Origin of the sequence: Streptococcus suis, assembly GCA_002831545.1 — a bacterium.
Taxonomy (GTDB): Bacteria; Bacillota; Bacilli; order Lactobacillales; family Streptococcaceae; genus Streptococcus; species Streptococcus suis_P.
The window spans coordinates 467,783-487,778 of the sequence record CP025095.1; the positions used below are offsets into that span (position 1 = coordinate 467,783).

A 19,996-nucleotide genomic window follows, 5' to 3' on the forward strand; every position below is an offset into this window, starting at 1 on the left:
GAGAAGTATGGTCTGGACAGAAGAAAAGTTGGGACCGATTATTCATTCTATACTCAATCCTGACGAGGAAGTTTTAAGTCTTTATCAATCGAAAACGACGAAATCAATTTATGGCTGCATTCTTTGGAATAATTATTATTATAAGGTTTTCCGAGTTAGTAACCACCCATCACAATCTACATATAAACAGCCAACTTTTTATGATTTCCATGGCGAATTTTATATGAAAGGAGCGATTCGGACCTACCTTTACCACACGAACAGTGGGTATGAACTTAGTAAACAATGCTACTACCTTCTTCTCTTTTTTCAAAAGTTATGGGATGAAAAGCAAGAGGTAGAGGCGAGTTGGCAAAATGGTAGAATGCAGATTCGCTTAGTGGTTGAAGAAGAGGGGTGGCAAGTCCATTACCGTTTTCCAGATAATCAGGCAAGGGAGGTTGAACGCTTATTGGCCTCAGGCATGCTGGTGGCCACTCGCTCCTCCAGAAATTTTATCAAGATACGGACGAGTCGTTTTGTTGCACCGTATATAGCTCTAATCAAACAGCGTCAACTTTATCGAAAAAAGCCGAGTAAAGCTATGCTCCAGTGGGAAAAATACCAAAGTCAACTTATTGAAATCCAAAGGACCTATCGGCTAGTGGAGGAAAGTGCTCCGCAAACTTTTTTTGGACACTGGTTGAATAAGGTCCAACTCTATCTCTGCTCTGCCATTGCCAGCTATTGGGAAGAAGTTATTGAAGGAGTGGAGTGGCAGGAGGCAAGAGAAATCAAAGAGCAAAGGAAAGCCGAGAAGCCACATAATCCTATTGAAGATAAATGGAAGGAAAATATTGCTAGACGCCATAAGCGAAAAGTGGACCAACTGATTGGACATGATACCTTGGAAAAACTCCGACAACTGAAAACAGAATTAGACGACTAAGAAGTTATAGCGAACCTTCAATAAATGGGAGCGGGAAAGAACTCGATTAAGTCAAAAAGAGTTCGTCAACAATTTTTCGTTTTAAGTTGTTGAGCTGAAACAGTCTATCCCCAGACTGTTTCACTCCCACCCCCGCACAGCTCAAACTGTCTGGGGGACAGTTTGAGGTTGGAGATGAAGCGAACTCTGTTCGCATCAGTCGTATAGGTCAGATTTGGAGTGCAAAACACGAATTGCTGAGATTTGCTTCGCAAATCCTATCTCCAACCTTTAACAGTCCACTGGACTGTTAAACCCAATCAACCACTGCGCTGAGATGTTGACACGACCCCTGAGAAGCGAGGTTGGTCTTTTTGCCCAGCCTCATTTTTTACACATAAGCACTGAACCTGCGAATACAGGTTCTAAATTTTCAGTTCAGATTTTTGTCTTTTGAGGGGCTAAACGATATAATCGTAAGGTATCATTTATTAGAAATGACAGAGTTTTATCATCTACTGCAAAGATTGAAAAGGAGACACTATGTCAAAAGATATTCGCGTTCTACTCTATTACAAGTATGTTCCAATTGAAAATGCCAAAGAATATGCTGCTGAGCATTTAGCTTTCTGTAAGTCTATCGGACTAAAAGGACGTATTTTGATTGCCGACGAAGGTATCAACGGTACTGTTTCTGGTGACTATGAAACAACTCAAAAGTACATGGACTACGTTCATGCAAACCCATTGTTCAGCGATTTGTGGTTTAAGATTGATGAAGAAAATGAGCAAGCTTTCAAGAAAATGTTTGTTCGTTATAAAAAAGAAATTGTTCACCTTGGTTTGGAAGACAATGACTTTGACAACGATATTGATCCACTTGTAACAACAGGTGCCTACCTATCACCAAAAGAGTTCAAAGAAGCTCTCTTGGACGAAGATACAGTTGTTTTGGATACACGCAATGACTACGAGTATGACCTTGGTCACTTCCGTGGTGCGATCCGTCCAGACATCCGCAACTTCCGTGAGTTGCCACAATGGGTCCGTGATAACAAAGAGAAATTCATGGACAAGCGCGTAGTTGTTTACTGTACTGGTGGTGTTCGCTGTGAAAAATTCTCAGGCTGGATGGTTCGTGAAGGCTACAAGGATGTCGGCCAGCTCCACGGTGGTATCGCAACCTATGGTAAAGACCCAGAAGTTCGTGGTGAATTGTGGGATGGTAAGATGTATGTCTTTGATGAGCGCATCGCGGTCGATGTTAACCATGTTAACCCAGTTGTCGTTGGTAAGGACTGGTTCGATGGCACACCATGTGAGCGCTATGTCAACTGTGGCAATCCATTCTGTAACCGTCGCATTTTGACATCAGAAGAGAATGAGCACAAGTATGTTCGTGGCTGTTCAGCTGAATGCCGTGCTCATGAGCGCAACCGTTACATCTCTGAAAACGGCTTGACTCATCAAGAATGGGCAGAACGCTTGGAAGCGATTGGGGAAACTCTTACTCCAGCAAATGCTTAGTAATACCAAAATTGCATTGAAAAATCAGTGCAATTTTTTTGTGCAATCAGAATTCTTTATATTTTTTCAGTCCATTCTATACGAAGCCTATCAATTAGAAAAGAGAAGGAGATGAAGTCATTTTGGATGAACTTATCCTCTTCGAAAATCAACATTATCCGTTGTCAACTTGCCTTGATGAACTTCAGTTCTATCTTCGGCTTCGTTTCCTCGGTCACTTTTGATTTTCATTGAGTATTAGCAGTAGCAGACTTTGGATAGCTGGTCGGTTTTATGAAGCAATCGGTTTTGCAGTTGCGATGTTTGGACATATTAAGTCTGCGACTTTGCCTGAGGGTGGCAACTTGATTTTGATGCAGGCAGATAGCTTTGCTCAACGCGTACCATTTCAGGTAGTAGCGAGTGACAACGAAGTCTTGATTTCGCTTAATGTGGCGAGTAGGGAAGAAGTGGATAGAATTATCGAGCGTGTTGAAGCAAATGGCGGGCAAATTACAGGATGCCCGACAGATGCCCGTGGCTTTTATGGAGCAAGTTTTACGGACCTTGATGGTATCATTTTAATGCGATTGTGATGTAGGAAGTTAGAATTCATCTACTCTAGAATCATGGATGAACTTATTTGAAATGGGAGAAACTGATGATTCTTCCTTTTTTTCAGAGTCAATTTACGTTATAATAGTCCTATGAAAAAAATCATTGAGTTTAAAGATTTTACATTTAGATACCAAGCGCAACAGGAACCCACTTTAAAAGATATTCAGTTAACGATTTATCAGGGAGAGAAAGTTCTGATTATTGGTCCATCTGGTTCAGGAAAGTCGACGATTGGACAATGTCTTAATGGTATTATTCCCAATATTTACAAGGGAGAACATAGCGGAAGTTTACTATTGGATGGTCAGGAAGCGTTTAATCTTTCAATTTATGATAAGTCCTTGCTCGTATCAACGGTTCTTCAAGATACAGATGGTCAATTCATTGGCTTATCAGTTGCCGAGGACCTAGCTTTTGCTTTGGAAAACGATATGGAAAACCAAGTGGTGATGAAGCAAAAAGTAGGAGATTGGGCAGAAAGACTGTCTTTGACCGATTTACTAGCACATCGACCACAAGATTTATCTGGAGGTCAAAAGCAACGTGTCAGTCTGGGCGGAGTTCTTATTGATGAGAGTCCTATTTTGTTGTTTGATGAGCCACTTGCTAATTTAGACCCCAAATCGGGCCAAGATACGATTGATTTGATTGACCGTCTGCACAAGCAAGAAGGGACCACAACCATTATTATCGAACACCGTTTAGAGGACGTACTGTATCGTCAGGTGGACCGAGTTGTATTGATTAATGACGGTCGGATTTTGTTCAATGGAGGACCGGATGATTTATTACGTACCTCATTGTTACAGGAAAACGGCATCCGTGAACCCTTATATCTATCGACTCTTCGCGCCTTAGGATATCCGATTGCGCAGGCAGAACGCCTCTCCTCAGTTTGGGAAATTGATATTGAGGCTTTGAATATAGCATCCCTACCGACTCTACACTTTGAAAGTGGAGAGAAAGAGGCTTTGTTAGAAGTCAAGCATCTTCATTTTTCCTATCCTAACAAACAAGTTCTTACAGACATCCAACTGACGATTCATAAGGGGGAACGTCTAGCTATTGTTGGAAAAAATGGTGCTGGGAAATCTACTTTAGCCAAGGTGCTTTGTGGTTTTATTCAGGGTGAGGGTGAGATTCTCTGGAAGGGGCAGTCGATCAAAGAAGATTCTGTCAAAGAGCGAGCAGAACGGATTGGTTATATTCTTCAGAATCCCAACCAAATGATTAGCCAAACGATGATCTTTGATGAGGTTGCCCTTGGTTTGCGTATGCGAGGGGTGACAGAAGAAGAAATTGAACACCGAGTTCACCATATCTTGAAAGTATGTGGCCTGTATTCGTTTCGTAATTGGCCGATTTCGGCACTGTCGTATGGGCAGAAAAAACGGGTAACGATAGCATCTATCTTGGTTCTCAATCCAGAAATTATTTTGCTAGATGAGCCAACAGCAGGACAAGACCAACGGCATTATCGGGAAATGATGGAGTTTTTGGATCAATTAAATGCCCAAGGGCACACCATTGTCATGATTACCCATGACATGCAACTCATGCTAGATTATTCAGATAGAGCTGTTGTTGTGGTGGATGGGCAGATTATTAAAGATGCCAGTCCAGCAGAAATTTTATCTGATGATACGGTGATTGAGCGAGCCAATTTAAAAGAAACATCAATTTTTCACTTGGCAGAGAGGTTGGGAGTTAATCCCTTAGAATTAACGACGTTTTATATGCAGGAAGAAAGGAGAGGAAGATGAGTCAACAAAAACTAATTGGTTACCATCCAGGAACTGGCTTGATTCATAGTTTATCGGCTGTCAGTAAATTACTCTTTTTTCTCATAGTTTCCATTCTTGCTATGATTACTTATGATACCCGCTTGATTCTTTTTATCGCAGTATTTTCTCTAGCCTTGTTCAAAATGTCAGGGATTCGTTATAAAGAAATCTCTCTTGTTTTAATTCTGACGATCATTTTTGCTGCAATGAATGCCCTGATGGTTCACTTGTTTGCACCACGGTATGGAGTGGAACTTTACGGAGCAGACACTCCCTTGCTATCAGGTCTGGGAGTCTATTCCTTGACGAGTCAGCAAGCATTTTATCTGGTGAATCTTCTCTTGAAGTATTTTTGTACAGTTCCTTTAGCGATTATCTTTCTCATGACCACTCATCCTAGTCAGTTTGCTTCCAGCTTGAATCAAATTGGGGTATCCTACAAAGTTGCTTACGCAGTCAGTTTGACCATGCGTTATATTCCAGATATTCAAGAAGAGTTTTATACGATTCGAATGTCTCAAGAAGCGCGTGGTTTGGAATTGTCCAAGAAAGGAAAAGTGATGGATCGTATAAAAGGGAATCTATCCCTTGTCATTCCTCTGATTTTCAGCTCCTTGGAGAGGATTGATACGATTTCAACGGCTATGGAATTGCGGCGTTTTGGAAAAAATAAAAAAAGAACATGGTATACCCAACAGCCTCTACAGAGAATAGATTATGCTGTCTTGCTATTTATTCTTGCTCTAGTAGTCGTGACAATCTATCTATTTTTTGTTAATCAGGGTCGATTCTATAATCCGTGGCGATGATTATTGAGTTTATTGGGCTTATCAACCCTTTATCGTTGACATATAGGAAATATACTGTTACAGTAGGGAATGTAAATAAATTTAGAGTTTAAGTATCAGTTTCATCTTTTGTTTTTCCTCTTGATAAGTTTTACAAATAAATAAAAAGAGGTAACACAAATGGTACAAGGTACAGTTAAATGGTTTAATGCAGAAAAGGGATTTGGTTTTATTGCTCAAGAAAACGGTCCAGATGTATTTGCACACTTTTCTGAAATTCAGTCTAATGGTTTCAAATCTTTGGAAGATGGTCAAAAAGTGACATTTGAAGTGGAGCAAGGCCAACGCGGTCTTCAAGCGACCAATATTACAAAAATTGGATAATAAAAGAGCGGGTTTCATAGTGAAACTCGCTTTTCTTATGTTTAAAGGGGTCTTTTATTTGGCATACCAGCTTTGCGTGGAAACTTATTTGGAGTTTCCTTTTTCTTTTCGACGATGGTCAATGTTCGATGGTCGCCATTTGGAAGAGTATAGTTGTGGTTTTCAATGACTTTTGCGAAGAGGAGATTGAGTGCGTTTTTTGCCTGAGTCAATTCATCTTCTGCGCTGGACGCCTTGAGTGCGATTAATTTTCCGTTGAGCTTTAAATAAGGAATAGTCAATTCAGAAAGAATCTGCATGCGGGCAACTGCGCGTGCTGTGACAAGGTCAAATTGTGCACGGAAGTTCTTATCTTGTGCAAAGTCTTCTGCACGACCATGATAGAAATGAAAACCTTCGAGCTCTAGTTCTTCGGCAAGCAAATGTAAAAAATTAATTCGTTTATTAAGAGAATCAATGATGGTAACATCTAGTTGCGGAAAGATGATCTTCATAGGTAGGCTAGGAAATCCAGCTCCAGCTCCAATATCTAAAAGCCGAAGAGGTTCGTTCTGAATATGGCCTCGCAGGATTGGAGCGATAGAATCGTAGAAATGCTTCAGATAGACTTCGCTTTCCTCGGTAATAGCTGTCAGATTGATTTTTTCATTCCATTCCACTAATAGTTGGAAATAGCGATGAAATTGGTGTTTTTGTTGGTCGCTTAATTGAATACCTTGGTCTGCCAAGGTTTTATAAAATACTTCAGGTTTCATAATCTTATCTTATCATAATTTAAGCAAAAGAAAAACCCAGAAGAGTCTGGGAATTTTCTTATTGACCATCTGTCTGTCCCGTCGCAGGATTGTTTCCTGTTGTTGCAGTTTCAGTTGAAGAAGTTGCAGTCTCGGTGGAAGTTCCAGATGATGTTTCGCTTGATGTTGTCGTCGCTTCGGCCGTTTCGCTAGTTTCAGTCGAACTAGAAGAACTTGTACTATAGCTAGTGTACGTGTTGTAAGCATTGGATAGTGAGCGACTACCTCTGAGATAGTAGTTGGAACCGTAACGTACGAGTCCGCTTGGCATCTCCCAATCGGTAGCTGTATAGTCCGAATGCATAAAGAGCATCATATTGTGGTAGACATCTGTTGCAATTCGCATGCTGTTATCAAGGATAGGAGTCATACGATTGGTATATCCGGTCCAAACAGCCATTGCATACTGACTAGAATATCCAACAAAGTTTTCATCAGGAACGACCATGTAGCTATAATTTGCTTCTGGAATTGCAGCTAGAATAGTATCCGTTTCGCTATCGGTATAGTTTGATGTACCTGTTTTACCTGCCATAGGAACTCCACTAACAGAAGCGTCTAATCCATAACCGTAAGACATAACAGCCTTCATCATATCGGTCATCATGTAGGCTGTTTCGGCAGACATGACTTGAGTACCTTGAGGAGCGTATTCTGTTACTGTTCCATCACTAAAGACAATTTTATTGACATACTGCGGAGCGTAGTATGTGCCGCCATTGGCAAAAGCGGCGTAGGCAGCAGCCATCTTTTCACTACTTGCCCCGTACTGGCTACCAGTGTCGGATGTATTACTTGAAATAGCATTAGAGTAATAAATATCAGGGTAATCGATACCAACGCTATTCAAAAATTTCAAGGCATTTTCTAAGCCTGTAGCTTCCAATGCTTTAACGGCTGTAACATTTCGAGAATACTGAATAGCAGTCTTAACAGAGATATTACCATAGTATTGTTTATCCCAGTTATTGAAAGGAGTTGTTGTACCAGGATAGTTATAAGGACCGTCTAAGATTAAATCTGCTGTAGATGTATAGATGCCGTTTTCAAAAGCAGGAGCATAGTCTGTGATTGGCTTCATTGTAGAACCGAAGTCACGGTTGGTTTCAACGGCTTGGTTGGTACCAAACGAGACGTTTGTCTCCTGTTTACGACCACCTAATTGCGCAACGACTTTACCATTAGAAACATCCACAACCGTTGAAGCTACCTGTAATAAATCATCTGGATAGCTGACATACATATCTGTATTGTAGATATTCCAAAGTTGTTGCTGGGCGGCAGGATCGACGTTCGTATAGACATCCATCCCTGTTGTCAGCAAGTTGTAACCTGTTTTTTCTTCAACTTCTTCAACGACTTGTTTCAGATAGTTGTCCATATAAGCAGGATAAGCAGCTGCATTAGATAGTGGTTGCAAACCATCTGTTACAGGTGTTAGAACAGCTTGTTCATACTGGGTATTATCAATGTACTTTTCTTCTAGCATCTCAGCCAATACCAAATCGCGACGTACTTTTGCATCTTCTGGATTGGTATAAGGATCATATTGATTTGGAGCTTGTGGCATACCTGCAAGTAAGGCTAATTGAGGAAGAGTTAAATCTTTCAGTTCCTTACCAAAGAATGCATTAGCAGCTGTCTTCATTCCATAATTCCCATTGGACATATTTACTTTATTGATGTAGTAAGTTAATATTTCCTGCTTGGTATTTCTACGTTCTAGCTGCAAGGCTAACCAAGCTTCTTGAATTTTCCGTTTTAGATTTTGATCTTCTACGGATGTCGAGAAATAAGTCAGCTTGATAAGCTGTTGGTCAAGTGTCGAGCCACCCTGCAAACGCCCTCCGCTCAAGTTATTAATCAGGGAACCTGCAATACGAATAACGTCAACCCCTCTATGATTGAAGAAGCGTTGATCTTCGATTGCGACAATCGCATTTACCAAGTCTGTTGGAATTTCTTCAGTCTTGGCATTCGAACGTTTTTCTGCTCCTAAATCTGCAATAAGATTTCCGTTCTTATCGTAAATTTTACTTGACACAGTTGCTGTCAAAGATTCTTCTGTCAATTCTGGGGCGCTTTGGATGTAGTAAACAACCAATGCAGCTCCGGCCAGGCAGGCAATGATAGCCCCCGCCAGTAAAATATTTGCAGTGATTAGAAGAGCTTTTTTAATTGTTGTAGTTTTCAAAAGATTCACCACCTAATAGATTTTTTTCAACGATTTCCAGATATGGGATGCTGGGGAAACGCCCCATTTGAATCTCAAAGCCGTATTGTCGAATAAAGGTTAGAGGCATCGACTTACTACCCATGTCTACTTGATAAAATTCGATCAAATGAGTGGCTGGCAAGAGATAGGTTTCTTTTAATGTTGAAAAGTGAAGAAGGACAAAACAAATGCCACCTTGTTTTACAACCTGTTTCATGTGTTCAATCTGATGCGCATGAAAATTTTTCATGGGCATAGATGCTTTTTGGCGTGTCTCTTTCGCTTCAAAATCAATATAATGTCTTTTAAAAACACCAGAGTAGTCTGTGGTAGATGCCTGTCGAAAGTATGCTTCGACAATCTTAGCACGGCTCCGTTTGGGGTAATCAACTTTTACAATTTGCACGGGAGTTGGCTTCTTGTGAATGACAGCAATGCCGTGCGCAAGGTAATATTGATTGCTATCGTTGATAGCGGCCTCAAAAGACATTCCGCGATTAGCAAAGTTTACTCGCTGGGATGAAATAGGACTGGTTCTATTGATTTTTTTTGACACCTTATGAGGATAATTGACCATAGAACTCCTTCTTGATAAAATAATATCAGCATATTATACCATAATTAGCGAAAAGAGTACAAGAAATGGATACTAAGAGCCTTTTGGTAACAGGTTATAGACATACAGACCTGGGAATTTTTTCAGAAAAAGATCCTCGACTGCACATTATTAAATCTGCAATTCGTAGGAATTTTATTCGTTTTTTAGAAGAGGGTGTTAGTTGGTTTATACTGACAGGTCAATTGGGCTTTGAATACTGGGCCTTAGAAGTCTTAGAAGATTTACGAGCCGAGGGGTATCAACTGAGTATTGCAACAATATTTCCATTTGAAAATCATGGCGAACAGTGGAATGAGGCTAACCAAGCAAAGTTAGCACGGTTTAAGCAGGTTGATTTTGTAAAGTATGCCTATCCACGCTATGAAAACCCAGGGCAATTTAGAGACTATAACCAGTTTCTGCTGGATAATACGACAGGTTGTTATTTGTTTTACGATTCTGAAAATGAAACCAATTTGAAATATTTATATCACATGGTCTTAAAGAAAGAAGGATATAATAGAAAAACGCTTACCTTTGAAGAATTGAATGAGGAGGCTGAAAATTTTTCAAATTCTGAGTGATTTGACTTGATTTTTCCCTATTTTTTTTAATATAATAGTAGTAGTGACGTTTTAGATTAGGGAGAGAGAGATGGCAAGTATTAAATTTACGACAAAAGATATTTTCGAGCAAGATTTTAAAATTGGTTTTCGTGGCTATGATCAAGATGAAGTGAACGATTTTCTTGACGATATTATGAAAGACTATGATGCTTATGAAGCGATTATCAAGGAATTAAAAGGCGAAATTGCTAGATTGAAAGCGCAGGCAGCAAATTCTCCCAAAACAACTCTTCCTACTGAAGAATCGAACGACGTATTGCGTACAGAACGTCCATCTTCAGCGACAAACTTTGATATTCTCCGACGTCTGAACCGTCTGGAGAAAGAAGTATTTGGAAAACAAATCGTTCAGGGTCAAGAATAGAAAATTGTACACCTAAACTGACACTTTATTCGCAGTAATTTTCTTGTGCACAAATACATTCTGTATTTGTGTCAGAGATATTCCTTGATTTAAAGTGGCTTGCTTTGTAGATACAACTTCTAAGATATTAAGGTGCAATTTTTGGATAATCGCGTGGTAGTTTTCTACCATGAGGAAAGTCCATGCTAGCACTGGCTGAGATGCCAGTAGTGTTTGTGCTAGGCGAATCAATAAGCCTAGGGACGCCCTTGGGCGTTACGGCGGTTAAAATGGCTAAGTCTTTTGATATGCCAGAGTAGATCTGAAAGTGCCACAGTGACGAAGTTTTTATGGAAACGTAAAAAATGGAACGCGGTAAACCCCTCAAGCTAGCAACCCAAACTTTGGTCGGGGCATGGGATGGATGGAAATGAACAGAAATCCTGACTGTTTAGAACAGTAGACAGATGGTTATCGAAGGTGGTAGAACCTAGTACTACCGGAACAAAACATGGCTTACAGAAAATTGCATAAAATAGGTAGCTAGCTCTGCTAGCTTTTATTGTAGAGGAAAAAAATGAAAAAACAATTTGAGTTGATTGCGACGGCAGCAGCAGGTCTGGAAGCGGTTGTGGGTCGAGAAATTCGTAATCTCGGCTATGAATGTCAAGTGGAAAATGGCCGTGTTCGATTCCAAGGAGATGTAAAATCCATTATCGAAACCAATATCTGGCTGCGTTCAGCAGATAGAATTAAAATCATTGTTGGACAATTTCCAGCAAAGACTTTTGAAGAGTTGTTCCAAGGAGTTTTTAACTTGGACTGGGAAAATTACTTGCCTCTAGGCTGCAAGTTCCCTATTTCCAAGGCCAAATGTGTCAAATCGAAATTGCATAATGAACCAAGTGTGCAGGCTATTTCTAAGAAAGCAGTTGTAAAGAAACTGCAGAAACACTTCTCTCGTCCCGAAGGGGTTCCCTTGCAAGAGATGGGGGCAGAGTTTAAAATTGAAGTGTCGATTTTGAAAGATGTGGCGACAGTCATGATTGATACGACAGGTTCTAGTTTGTTCAAACGTGGTTATCGGGTGGAAAAAGGTGGCGCACCAATCAAAGAAAATATGGCAGCTGCTATTTTGCAATTATCGAATTGGTATCCAGATAAACCGCTTATTGACCCTACTTGCGGCTCGGGAACTTTCTGTATTGAGGCAGCTATGTTGGCCAAAAATATAGCTCCAGGTTTGAAGAGAAGTTTTGCATTTGAGGAATGGCCGTGGGTTGAGGATCAATTGGTGGCTGCATTACGCAAAGAAGCACAAGCTTCTATCAAAACAGATTTGGTATTAGATATTGCTGGATCAGATATTGATGCTCGTATGATTGAAATTGCGAAGAAGAATGCATTGGCGGCAGGAGTTGAGCAGGATATTGTTTTCAAGCAAATGCGTGTGCAAGACTTGCGTACAGATAAAATTAATGGTGTCATTATTTCTAATCCACCTTACGGAGAACGTTTGTTGGATGATGAAGCCATTGTTACCTTGTATCGAGAAATGGGGCAGACTTTTGAACCACTCAAAACATGGTCTAAGTTTATTCTAACTAGTGATGAGTTGTTTGAAACCCGTTTTGGACAGCAAGCGGATAAGAAACGCAAACTATATAATGGGACCCTAAAAGTGGATCTTTATCAATTTTTTGGTCAACGAGTGAAACGTCAAGTGCAAGGATAGGAGGACATCGTGGTAGAAAAAAATAGTCATCATCTTCCTTTGGATGAGGAGAAAGTTTTAGATTTTGAAGCGGCGAAAGATTTAACAATCGAAGAAGCAGTCAAAAAACATAAGGAGATTGAAGCGGGTGTGACAGAAGATGATGGTCTCTTGGATCGTTATATCAAGCAGCACCGCGCAGAAATTGAATCTCAAAAATTTGAAACCAAAATCAATCCTCTTCCTTTAGTTGAGGTGGCTGATGAGGAAAAAAATCAAGGACGTGAAAGCGCGGAAGAGGTAGAAGCAAATGAGTCTTCTCTTACGGAAGTTAGTGAGGAGATTGCTCCTATTGTAGAAGAACTTTCGGTAACTCCGATGGAAACCTTGGAAGAAACAGTGATTGCAAGTACCGTAGCAATGGAGGGGTTATCTCCAGTGACAGATGATTCTAGTTTAGAATTGGAAGAAGATGAAGCCGAAGACTTGGACCATAGTGAGGACGCTGATAGGGATCAGAAAAAGAAATTTTACTTCTGGTCAGCAGTAGGGCTTTCAATGATTGGTGTAATGGCGACGGCGCTGGTTTGGATGAATTCTGTTAACAAATCGAATACTGCGACTTCTTCAAGTTCAACAAGTACAAGCCAGACGTCATCGACAGCATCAAGTTCGACAGATGCGAATGTGACTGCTTTTGAACAGCTCTATAATAGTTTCTTTACGGATAGTAGTTTGACCAAGCTAAAAAATTCAGAGTTTGGTAAATTAGCAGAATTGAAAGTGCTGTTGGAAAAATTGGATAAGAATTCGGACAGTTATACCAAAGCTAAAGAACAGTATGATCATCTTGAAAAAGCCATTGCAGCCATTCAGGCCATTAATGGTCAGTTTGATAAAGAAGTCGTTGTTAATGGTGAAATTGATACAACGGCGACGGTTAAATCAGGAGAATCTCTTTCTGCGACAACGACAGGGATTAGTGCGGTTGATAGTCTATTGGCATCCGTCGTGAATTTTGGTCGTTCACAACAGGAAGTCGCTTCGGCTACGGCAGCAAGTGAGGCTGCAGTCACAAGCAACCAAGGTGCTGATGAAACTGAATCTACTGGTGTACCAGCGACAACAGAAGTCGCTTCAACAACGGTTTCAGGATCAACAACCGACTTTGGTATTGCCGTACCAGCTGGTGTCGTCTTGCAACGTGACCGCAGTCGTGTTCCTTATAATCAAGCAATGATTGATGATGTAAACAATGAAGCATGGAATTTCAATCCAGGTATCCTTGAAAATATTGTGACTATCTCGCAACAACGTGGGTATATAACAGGCAATCAATATATCTTGGAAAAAGTTAATATTATCAACGGTAATGGCTACTACAATATGTTTAAACCAGATGGGACCTACTTGTTCTCTATAAATTGTAAGACAGGCTACTTTGTCGGCAATGGTGCTGGTCATTCTGATGCCTTGGATTATTAAGCAAAAAAGAGGCTGGGCAAAAAGCTCAACCTCGCTTCTCAGGGTTCGTGTCAACATCTCAGCGCAGTGGTTGATTGGCAGATTTGTTCGTGTTTTACACTCCAAATCTGACCTAATCAACTGTGCGGGGGTGGGAAGACGAACTCTTTTTTTGACCAGTCGAGTTCTTTCCCGCTCCCTTCAGATTGAAGAAAAAGTTCATTTTGGACAATTTTCTTCAATCTTTTTTCTTTATGTTGAAAATAAAAAACTCTCAGAAATGCCGAAATATCAATGTTTCTAAGAGTTTAATGACTTGCTATCTTTCGCAAACTTCTTCAATTTTTTATATTTTAGGAGTTTGTCTACGTTCTGAGCGGTGTATCCGCTTTTTTGTTAGATTGGTTTTCTTTCAAAGGCATCTGTAGAGATTCCCTGAGAAAGGATTAGTTTGGCCCATTCTTTAGCTGAATGAAGGCTGTGGTCTTTGTAGTTACCACATGATTCAATGGTTGTTCCTGGGACATCCTCCCAAGTGATGCCTTCTGCAATTTCTTCCAAACTCGACTTGATGACTTGAGCAATCTTTTCAGAGTCTTGTTTTCCCCACATAATCATGTGGAAACCTGTCCGACACCCGAAAGGAGAGCAGTCGATTAGCCCATCGATGCGCTGGCGAATTAGTTTAGCTAATAGATGCTCGATGGTATGTAGACCAGCTGTATCCATTGCATTTTCGTTAGGTTGGATAAGGCGAATATCAAAGTTTGTAATAATGTCTCCTTTTGGTCCGACTTCTTCAGAAATTAAGCGGATGTAAGGTGCTTTCACAATAGTGTGGTCTAGCTCGAAGCTTTCGACAGTGACTTCTTTTTTCATGGTTTCCTCCAAATAAGTGATGAATTTATTATACCATATTTGACAATTTGGAATTGTGAAATCGGTTCAATTATGATAAAATAGAAACAGATTTTGTGAAAATCGAATTATAAAAAAGAGGTAGAAATATGAATATCATTACAGTAGTAGTGACTCTTGTTTCTGCTCTCATTGGTTTAGTAATTGGCTACTTTGCCATTTCTTTGAAGATGAAATCTGCAAAAGAAACTGCAGAATTGACACTTTTAAACGCAGAACAAGAAGCTAGTAATGTTCGTGGTCGAGCAGAAGAGCAAGCTGAGGTTATTCTAAAAACAGCTGAGCGCGATCGCCAGACCTTGAAAAAAGAATTACTCTTGGAAGCTAAGGAAGAAGCTCGTAAGTACCGAGAAGAAATTGCAGAAGAATTTAAGTCAGAACGTCAAGAGTTGAAGCAAATCGAATCACGCTTGACAGAGCGGGCGACCAGCTTGGACCGCAAAGACGATAATTTGACCAACAAGGAAAAGACTTTGGAACAAAAGGAACAAAGTCTGACCGATAAAGCTAAGCACATTGATGAGCGTGAACAAGAAGTTGTAAAACTCGAAGAACAAAAAGCTTTGGAGTTAGAACGAGTGGCGGCCCTCAGTCAAGAAGAGGCGAAGGAAATCATCCTTACCGATACACGTGATAAACTGACGCATGAAATTGCGACTCGTATCAAGGAAGCAGAGCGTGAAGTAAAAGAACGTTCTGACAAGATGGCAAAGGACTTGTTAGCCCAAGCGATGCAACGCATATCAGGTGAATATGTGGCTGAGCAGACGATTACATCGGTTCATTTACCGGATGATGCGATGAAGGGACGGATTATTGGACGTGAGGGTCGAAATATTCGTACCTTTGAAAGTCTCACAGGTATCGATGTTATCATTGATGATACACCCGAAGTGGTTGTTCTATCAGGTTTTGATCCAATTCGCCGTGAGATTGCCCGTATGACCATGGAGACCTTGCTTCAAGATGGTCGTATTCATCCAGCTCGTATTGAGGAGTTGGTTGAGAAATACCGTGTAGAGATGGATAATCGTATTCGTGAGTATGGGGAAGCTGCTGCTTATGAAGTTGGGGCACCAAACCTCCATCCAGACTTGATTAAAATCATGGGACGTTTGCATTTCCGTACCTCTTACGGACAAAATGTTCTTCGCCACTCAATCGAAGTTGCTAAATTAGCAGGTGTCCTCGCTGCTGAGTTGGGCGAGAATGTGAATTTGGCACGGCGAGCTGGTTTCCTCCATGATGTTGGTAAGGCAATTGACCGTGAGGTTGATGGTAGCCACGTTGAAATCGGTACAGAATTGGCTAAGAAATATAAAGAGAATCCAATTGTTATCAATGCGATTGCTAGTCACCATGGCGATGTAGAAGCGACAAGTACTATTGCAGTTATTGTGGCTGCAGCAGATGCTCTGAGCGCTGCTCGTCCAGGTTCGCGTCGTGAATCTATGGAAGCCTACATCAAACGTCTGCAAGACTTGGAAGAAATCGCCAACAGTTTTGAAGGGATTAAACAATCCTATGCTATTCAGGCTGGTCGTGAAATTCGGATTATCGTTCATCCTAACAAGGTCACTGATGATCAGATTACCATCTTGGCCCATGATGTTCGTGAGAAAATTGAGAATAACTTGGATTATCCAGGAAATATCAAGATCACTGTCATTCGTGAAACAAGAGCGACAGATATTGCTAAATAAGTCAGGGGGAGCTAGACTAGCTCCCTTTCTGTTTGAAAAAATACCCTGCTCATTTAAAATCAGTTGAAATTCCTAGGGATTTTTGTTACACTAGAATGAAAGATTTTAAAGGAGATATCATGAAAGAGCGAGGCTTACTCATCGTATTTTCCGGCCCGTCGGGAGTTGGGAAGGGAACGGTTCGAAAGGAAATTTTCGAGAGTTCGGATAATAAATTTGAATATTCTGTGTCCATGACGACACGTCCACAGAGACCTGGAGAGGTTGATGGGGTAGATTATTTCTTCCGTAGCCGTGAGGAGTTTGAGGATTTGATTCGTCAGGGTCAGATGTTGGAATATGCTGAGTATGTTGGCAACTACTATGGAACTCCTTTGACCTATGTCAACCAAACGCTTGATAAAGGGATAGATGTTTTCTTGGAAATTGAAGTACAGGGAGCTCTACAAGTCAAGAAAAAAGTTCCAGACGGTGTTTTCATCTTCTTGACGCCGCCAGATTTAGAAGAATTACAAGATCGCTTGGTTGGTCGTGGGACAGACAGTGAGGAAGTCATTGCGCAACGTATCGAACGTGCCAAGGAAGAGATTGCCCTCATGCGTGAGTATGACTATGCAGTCGTCAATGATGAAGTTCCTTTGGCAGCAGAACGTGTTAAACGTATTATCGAAGCAGAGCATTTCCGTGTCGATCGCGTAATCGGTCGTTATGATGAAATGATTCGTGATGTGAACAAGTAATAGAACCTTAATAGAAAGTAGAGAATAGAACTATGATGTTGAAACCATCTATCGATACCTTGTTGGACAAGGTACCATCTAAATATTCCTTGGTTATTCTTGAGGCAAAACGTGCCCATGAATTAGAAGCTGGCGCAAAACCAACTCAAGAATTTACTTCAGTAAAGTCAACCCTTCGTGCCTTGGAAGAAATTGAATCTGGTAATGTGGTTATCCACCCAGATCCAGAAGCAAAACGTGAGGCAGTTCGTCGCCGTGCGGAAGAAGCGAAACGTCTGGCAGAAGAAGAAGAGAAGAAAATCAAAGAACAAATCGCCAAAGAAAAAGAAGAAGGCGAAAAGATTTAATAAAAAACTCGGTTGGGCTTGCCATCCGGGTTTCTTTTCACTTATGGACATTCAAAGAAAGGAGGTCCTATGTTAGCACAAGTTATTGTGGATGTCCCCTTGATGCAGACCGATCAAGCTTATTCTTATCGGATTCCTGCTGAGTTGGAAGAGGGGCTTATGGTTGGTGTACGAGTCCATGTACCCTTTGGCAAGGGCAATCGCCTCATTCAAGGGATTGTAGTTGACTTGATTGATGAAGATGATGCACTTGATTTGCAGGATTTGAAAGAGATTGCGGAAGTTTTGGACTATCGTCCTGTTCTCAATCAAGAGCAATTTTGGTTGGCGGACCAGATGAGGAAGTCGGTCTTCTCCTATAAAATTACCCTCTTAAAATCCATGTTGCCAAGTCTTCTCAATTCCACCTATGACAAATTACTCAGACCGGGGAATGGCTTGGAAATGGCAGAGCAGGTCAGTCTGTTCGGTGATAAGGACCAGATTCGTTTTTCTGACTTAGACGTGAAAGAGCAAGGAAAAATCATGCGTCTGGCCCAGTCAGGGAAAATCTTGGTAGACTATGTGGCCAAGGATAAAAAGCAAATCAAGACAGAAAAATGGTACCGGGTTTGTCTAGATAAATTGCACGATGCAGACATCAGCAATCGGGCTAAAAAACGGCAGCAATTAAGAGAATTTCTTTTGACTCATCCTGAAGACCAGCTCCTTTCAAACCTAAAATCGGACTATTCAGCTGATACGCTCCGCTATTTCCAAGAAAAAGGCTATATAGAAGTCTGGGAAGAGGAAGTGTCACGGACTCAGGGAGTTTTTGATAAGGTGGAAAAAACGCAGGCCCTGGATTTGAATCCAGAGCAGGCGATTGCAGTTCGGGAGATTGTGGCCTCTATCGGTCAGGAAAGCCAGACCTTTCTTCTCCAAGGAGTGACTGGCTCTGGGAAGACGGAGGTTTATCTGCAGGTTATTGATAGGGTTCTGAAGATGGGGAAAACAGCTATTATGCTGGTGCCTGAAATTTCCTTGACTCCTCAAATGACCAATCGTTTTATTTCTCGTTTTGGTCAGCAGGTTGCCATTCTCCACTCTGGACTGTCGGATGGAGAGAAGTATGACGAGTGGCGGAAGATTGAGGCAGGCAATGCCCAGGTGGTTGTCGGGGCCCGTTCGGCCATTTTTGCCCCTTTGACAAACTTGGGTGTTATCATCATTGATGAGGAGCATGAGGCGACCTACAAGCAGGACAGTAATCCACGCTATCATGCGCGTGATGTAGCAAAGTTGCGGGCAGACTACAATCGAGCGACTCTGGTTTTGGGTTCGGCTACCCCTAGCCTTGAAACACGGGCTCGGGCTAGTCGAGGTGTTTATGGTAGGTTAACGCTCAACCAACGTGCTAATCCCTTGGCTCGTATTCCAGAAGTGGAAGTTGTGGATTTTCGAGATTACATTGGTCAGCAGGAGGCTAGCAATTTCACCCCTGTTTTGATTGAGAAGATTAGAGAAAAATTGGCTCGTAAGGAACAGGTCGTTCTCATGTTAAATCGGCGTGGCTATTCTTCTTTTGTCATGTGTCGGGATTGTGGGACTGTGGACCAGTGTCCAAATTGTGATATTTCCCTAACGCTTCACATGGATACAAAAACCATGAATTGCCACTACTGTGGTTTTCAAAAAGGAATTCCCCAGACCTGTCCAAACTGTCAAAGTCGTTCCATTCGCTATTATGGAACTGGTACGCAAAAGGCCTACGATGAGTTACAGGAGCTCTTGCCAGAGGCCAGAATTTTGCGGATGGATGTAGATACCACCAAGAAAAAAGGTGCTCATGAGGACTTGCTCGAACGGTTTGGTCGAGGCGAAGCGGATATTCTTCTAGGAACTCAGATGATTGCCAAGGGCTTGGATTTTCCAAATGTGACCCTAGTTGGCGTGCTCAATGCGGATACGGCTCTGAATTTGCCTGATTTTCGGTCTTCTGAGCGGACCTTCCAGTTGCTGACTCAGGTAGCTGGTCGGGCTGGGCGAGCTGATAAGGAAGGAGAGGTCCTGATTCAGACCTATAACCCCAATCATTATGCCATTGCTTTTGCCAAAGAGCAGGACTATGAAGGTTTCTATCGTTATGAGATGGGCATTCGGAAAAATCTTGGCTATCCACCTTACTATTTTACAGTTGGTCTAACCTTTTCGCACAAGTCGGAAGAATTTGTCGTGAAAAAAGCCTATGAAACTGTAGCCTTTCTCCGTCAACACTTAACAGATGCAATTCAAATCCTGGGACCGACGCCCAAGCCTATTGCCAGAACCCATAATCTCTACCACTACCAGATCATCTTGAAATACCGGCAGGAAGACCGTTTGGAAGAGGTATTGAATCAGATTTTGGATTGGACGCAGGAGAGAGAAAATCAAGATTTGCGGTTGATTATTGATAATGAACCACAGAATATGATGTAAAGTCGAGCAATCGGCTTTATTTTTTTTGCGTTAAAAGGCTTTAAATAGGCATGAATTAAGGAAAAAATAAGCAAAAATGGTATAATT

The 19,996-nt window shown here is 41.3% G+C and carries 19 protein-coding genes and 1 other RNA gene; 16 read left to right on the forward strand and 4 right to left on the reverse strand.

Annotated features, from left to right (window positions below):
• Window positions 1–7: 7 nt before the first annotated feature.
• The 6 genes from CWM22_02385 to CWM22_02410 all read left to right on the forward strand — a co-directional run bounded on the left by CWM22_02385 (window position 8) and on the right by CWM22_02410 (window position 5,987).
• Entirely contained in the window at window positions 8–928 is a 921-nt protein-coding gene (locus CWM22_02385) for a hypothetical protein (protein ID AUC90844.1), read from the forward strand.
• Window positions 929–1,450: 522 nt separating this feature from the next.
• A complete protein-coding gene (locus CWM22_02390) occupies window positions 1,451–2,434 on the forward strand; it encodes a rhodanese domain-containing protein (protein ID AUC90845.1) in 984 nt (327 codons plus the stop codon).
• Window positions 2,435–2,760: 326 nt separating this feature from the next.
• Window positions 2,761–3,009, forward strand: a complete 249-nt coding sequence (locus tag CWM22_02395; protein ID AUC92825.1) for a lactoylglutathione lyase — start codon at window positions 2,761–2,763, stop codon at window positions 3,007–3,009.
• 111 nt (window positions 3,010–3,120) lie between these two features.
• The gene (locus CWM22_02400; protein AUC90846.1) at window positions 3,121–4,794 is read left to right on the forward strand and encodes a heme ABC transporter ATP-binding protein; all 1,674 of its coding nucleotides are present in this window, start codon (window positions 3,121–3,123) and stop codon (window positions 4,792–4,794) included.
• Window positions 4,791–5,624, forward strand: coding sequence for an energy-coupling factor transporter transmembrane protein EcfT (locus CWM22_02405; protein AUC90847.1), 834 nt, complete (start codon window positions 4,791–4,793; stop codon window positions 5,622–5,624). The genes CWM22_02400 and CWM22_02405 overlap by 4 nt, the downstream gene beginning before the upstream one ends.
• 159 nt (window positions 5,625–5,783) lie before the next feature.
• Window positions 5,784–5,987, forward strand: coding sequence for a cold-shock protein (locus CWM22_02410; protein ID AUC90848.1), 204 nt, complete (start codon window positions 5,784–5,786; stop codon window positions 5,985–5,987).
• A gap of 41 nt (window positions 5,988–6,028) precedes the next feature.
• Here CWM22_02410 and CWM22_02415 read toward each other — a convergent pair whose 3' ends face one another.
• Genes CWM22_02415 through CWM22_02425 form a run of 3 tightly spaced genes read right to left on the reverse strand, consistent with a single transcriptional unit; the run spans window position 6,029 to window position 9,573 of the window.
• Window positions 6,029–6,742 carry a 16S rRNA (guanine(527)-N(7))-methyltransferase RsmG gene (locus CWM22_02415; GenBank protein AUC90849.1) on the reverse strand — a complete coding sequence of 238 codons (714 nt, stop codon included), beginning with the start codon at window positions 6,740–6,742 and terminating at the stop codon, window positions 6,029–6,031.
• A gap of 58 nt (window positions 6,743–6,800) precedes the next feature.
• Complete coding sequence (locus CWM22_02420; GenBank protein AUC90850.1) at window positions 6,801–8,987, reverse strand: penicillin-binding protein; 2,187 nt, start codon at window positions 8,985–8,987, stop codon at window positions 6,801–6,803.
• Window positions 8,956–9,573 carry a Holliday junction resolvase RecU gene (locus tag CWM22_02425; protein AUC90851.1) on the reverse strand — a complete coding sequence of 206 codons (618 nt, stop codon included), beginning with the start codon at window positions 9,571–9,573 and terminating at the stop codon, window positions 8,956–8,958. The genes CWM22_02420 and CWM22_02425 overlap by 32 nt, the downstream gene beginning before the upstream one ends.
• 65 nt (window positions 9,574–9,638) lie before the next feature.
• Between CWM22_02425 and CWM22_02430 the strand changes: the two genes are divergently transcribed.
• From CWM22_02430 to CWM22_02455, 6 genes are all read left to right on the forward strand, one after another.
• A complete protein-coding gene (locus CWM22_02430; GenBank protein ID AUC90852.1) occupies window positions 9,639–10,178 on the forward strand; it encodes a DUF1273 domain-containing protein in 540 nt (179 codons plus the stop codon).
• A gap of 70 nt (window positions 10,179–10,248) precedes the next feature.
• A complete protein-coding gene (locus tag CWM22_02435) occupies window positions 10,249–10,584 on the forward strand; it encodes a cell division regulator GpsB (protein AUC90853.1) in 336 nt (111 codons plus the stop codon).
• A gap of 137 nt (window positions 10,585–10,721) precedes the next feature.
• An RNA gene (gene rnpB, locus CWM22_02440) (RNase P RNA component class B) lies at window positions 10,722–11,087 on the forward strand.
• A gap of 53 nt (window positions 11,088–11,140) precedes the next feature.
• Window positions 11,141–12,298, forward strand: coding sequence for an RNA methyltransferase (locus CWM22_02445; protein ID AUC90854.1), 1,158 nt, complete (start codon window positions 11,141–11,143; stop codon window positions 12,296–12,298).
• Window positions 12,299–12,307: 9 nt separating this feature from the next.
• Complete coding sequence (locus CWM22_02450) at window positions 12,308–13,762, forward strand: hypothetical protein (protein AUC90855.1); 1,455 nt, start codon at window positions 12,308–12,310, stop codon at window positions 13,760–13,762.
• Window positions 13,728–14,045 carry a hypothetical protein gene (locus tag CWM22_02455; protein ID AUC90856.1) on the forward strand — a complete coding sequence of 106 codons (318 nt, stop codon included), beginning with the start codon at window positions 13,728–13,730 and terminating at the stop codon, window positions 14,043–14,045. The genes CWM22_02450 and CWM22_02455 overlap by 35 nt, the downstream gene beginning before the upstream one ends.
• Before the next feature lie 92 nt (window positions 14,046–14,137).
• Here the strand turns inward: CWM22_02455 and CWM22_02460 are convergent, their stop codons facing one another.
• Window positions 14,138–14,620 (reverse strand): S-ribosylhomocysteine lyase, encoded by a 483-nt coding sequence (locus CWM22_02460; protein AUC90857.1) that lies wholly within the window; start codon window positions 14,618–14,620, stop codon window positions 14,138–14,140.
• 128 nt (window positions 14,621–14,748) lie between these two features.
• On the opposite strand from CWM22_02460, the gene CWM22_02465 reads away from it, so the two are divergent.
• The 4 genes from CWM22_02465 to CWM22_02480 all read left to right on the forward strand — a co-directional run bounded on the left by CWM22_02465 (window position 14,749) and on the right by CWM22_02480 (window position 19,909).
• Complete coding sequence (locus CWM22_02465) at window positions 14,749–16,362, forward strand: ribonuclease Y (protein AUC90858.1); 1,614 nt, start codon at window positions 14,749–14,751, stop codon at window positions 16,360–16,362.
• 119 nt (window positions 16,363–16,481) lie between these two features.
• Window positions 16,482–17,102, forward strand: a complete 621-nt coding sequence (locus CWM22_02470; GenBank protein AUC90859.1) for a guanylate kinase — start codon at window positions 16,482–16,484, stop codon at window positions 17,100–17,102.
• Window positions 17,103–17,134: 32 nt separating this feature from the next.
• A complete protein-coding gene (locus CWM22_02475) occupies window positions 17,135–17,449 on the forward strand; it encodes a DNA-directed RNA polymerase subunit omega (protein ID AUC90860.1) in 315 nt (104 codons plus the stop codon).
• 69 nt (window positions 17,450–17,518) lie between these two features.
• Entirely contained in the window at window positions 17,519–19,909 is a 2,391-nt protein-coding gene (locus tag CWM22_02480) for a primosomal protein N' (GenBank protein AUC90861.1), read from the forward strand.
• Window positions 19,910–19,996: the final 87 nt, after the last annotated feature.